At 39.6% G+C, this 2789-nt stretch carries 1 protein-coding gene; it reads left to right on the top strand.

What is annotated here, in order from left to right; genetic code table 11:
- Positions 1–502: 502 nt before the first annotated feature.
- Positions 503–2530 carry an excinuclease ABC subunit UvrC gene (gene uvrC / locus BO222_RS12825; RefSeq protein ID WP_075821114.1) on the top strand — a complete coding sequence of 676 codons (2028 nt, stop codon included), beginning with the start codon at positions 503–505 and terminating at the stop codon, positions 2528–2530.
- The last annotated feature ends 259 nt before the right edge of the window (positions 2531–2789 follow it).

The following is a 2789-nucleotide window of genomic DNA, read 5'->3' as shown; positions in this document are numbered from 1 at the left end:
GGCAAAAGAAGGATAAAGGGCAAGGTCGAGATAATCATCGACAAAGGAACTGACAGTAGTGAAGACAGAATCCATCTCAATATGAGGGAAGAGAGAATGGAGCAGTGGCAAACGGCCCTGAATCGAGTTATAGTGTGTTTGGTAATTTTGTTTATTGATCATGAACATATTTTACCAAAAAAGGCACCTCATCCATTACGGATCAGGTGCCTCTTTTTATTTTTGGACTGTCAGAAATTTAACAGCCCCTTTTTTCGAAATTAAACTTAATTTCAGTAATCTATCAATTCATATAATAAGATGGATGCGAAGGCAGCTGAGGGATTTTAAATAACTTACCGCATTGTTTTGAAAGTCCTTTTACAAAGGCTGAATAGAATACATTCAATTAAATGATCTGAATATTTCATGTTTTATATTTCGTTTGATTTCAGATAATCAGCCTGATATAGCGTTCATTCTGATGAATACATATCGGCTATTAAATGAAAGGGGGAATTATATGCCATTAACTGATCATATTGCTCAGAAGCTTGAACTGCTTCCGGATTCGCCTGGCTGTTACATCATGAAGGATGAAAACCAGGAAATTTTATATGTTGGAAAAGCCAAGGTTCTTAAAAACCGCGTCCGGTCCTATTTTCATGGTGTTCATGATAATAAGACAACCAAACTGGTTTCCAACATTCAGGATTTTGAGTTCATCAAGACATCGACGGAAAAAGAAGCGCTTCTTCTTGAAATCAATCTGATCAAGAAACATCGTCCGCCTTTTAACATCATGTTTATGGATGACAAGATGTATCCCTACATCGAAGTCACCAAAGAACCGGTCTTTCAGGTTCGAATTGCCCGTAAGGTAACTAACCGTAAAAATGATTATTATGGACCTTATCCTGTCAGTACTTATGCCTACGATATGGTGAAGCTGATCAACCGTCTTTTTCCAATCCGTAAGTGCAGATCCATGCCTAAACAGGCGTGTCTTTATTACCATATGCATCAATGTCAGGGCTATTGTGTTAAAGAGGTTGATCCTGAAGAAACCGCGAAACTTCGAAATAAGATCACCCGTTTTCTGAAAGGAAATACCAAAGAAATTCTTGATGAATTGCAGGAACAGATGATGGCAGCCAGCGAAGCTCTCAATTTTGAAAAAGCAGGTGAGCTTCGAGATGAAATTAAATCGATCAACTATATTATCGAAAAACAGACCATCGATTTTTCGAGCAAGGAAAATTTCGACGTATTTGGCTGGTATGAAGCCAACGGCTATATTTCATTTCAGGGTTTCTTTATTCGCGAAGGAAAACTGCTTGAAAGAAATATGTCAATCACCCCAATCTATGAAGACGCTCAGGAAGCTTTTATCTCCTATATTCTGCAGTTTTATCAGACCAATATGGTTCCGTCAGTCATCTATGTGCCCGAAGGAACCAATGCCGAAATTCTGCAGGACGCATTAAATGTTAAAGTGCAGATTGCCAAGCGTGGCGAAAAGAAGAAGCTGACGGACCTGGTTACTAAAAACGCCAGAGAAGCCCATGAACAGAAGTTCAAGCTGGTCTATAAAAAGGATCGTGAACTTGAAATGGCTACTATGCATCTTGGCCGGATTTTTGGAAAACAAATCCATACTGTTGAGCTCTTCGATAACTCTCATATTTCCGGAGCCTACAATGTCAGTGGATTGGTTGTCTTTAAAAATGGCAAGCCGGATAAACGACAGTACAGAAAATATCAGCTTGGAGAATATAAAGGCGATACTGAAAGCATGAAGGAAGTCGTTTATCGACGCTATTTCAGACTGCTCAAAGAAGATAAACCCATGCCGGATCTGCTTTTAGTCGATGGGGGAATTCAACAGATTCATGCTGCCAGACAAATTCTGAATGATCTGGATTTAAACGTAACTCTGGCTGGTCTGGTGAAGGATGATAAGCATAATACCCGTGGTTTGCTTTTGGAAAATGGAGTTGAAGAGCCGCTTGATAAGGAAGATCCATTGTTCTTTTTACTCACAAGAATGCAGGATGAAGTCCATCGCTTTGCGATTACTTATCATAAACAGCTGCGGTCGAGAGGAATGACTAAGTCAGTTCTCGATGATATTCCAGGAATCGGACCAGGACGAAAGAAGAAAATTCGGTCACAATATCCTTCTATGAAGAAGATGAAGGAAGCGACTGTCGAAGACTTCGAATCACTTTTACCTAAGGCCACCGCAGCTTTGTTATATCAAAGGCTGCATGAAAAAGATGGCAAGGATTCAAAAAAGCTGAATAAAACGGACGAAAGCAAGATCAACATTCAGAAAGCAAATGAAGAAAACAAAGTGTCTGAAGATGGAAATGAACTTTCCAGTATCAATGACAATACCTCAGATAATCTGATGAATGATGCTGACGAGGCCATCGAGTCAGATGTTTTAGATGAAGAAGGCCAGAATTTTCATAAGGAATTGGATTCTGAATCAGATTCCTGGGATGATGGACGTTTCGATCCGATTACCGGAGAGTTGATCGAATAATTTTCGAAATTCATATTTTTTCAATGTCGTTAAGTTAAGGAGTGTCTTCCATGCGGAATTCGCTCCTCGTTTTTTTGATTTTTAACACAAGCAGTGGAGTTGCTCCAAAAGTTTATAAATTATCCGAATATGGCACTTGACAGACCGAAGCTCGGAACTAATCCATAATCCGAAGGATTTCGGAGGTGGTTATTTTGACCCATTCGAAATCCCCTAAACAGTATCGCCAAATCTTCTATTCTTACCTGGACGGTCTGGC

Origin of the sequence: Ileibacterium valens (genome assembly GCF_001945525.1) — a bacterium.
Taxonomy (GTDB): domain Bacteria; phylum Bacillota_I; class Bacilli_A; order Erysipelotrichales; family Erysipelotrichaceae; genus Ileibacterium; species Ileibacterium valens.
Note: the sequence above shows the minus strand (reverse complement) of the source record. Positions and strands in the feature narration are given on the sequence as shown.

Coding starts and splice junctions, on each gene's coding strand:
- uvrC (WP_075821114.1), top strand. CDS start 503: ATGCCATTAACTGATCATATTGCTCAGAAGCTTGAACTGCTTCCGGAT.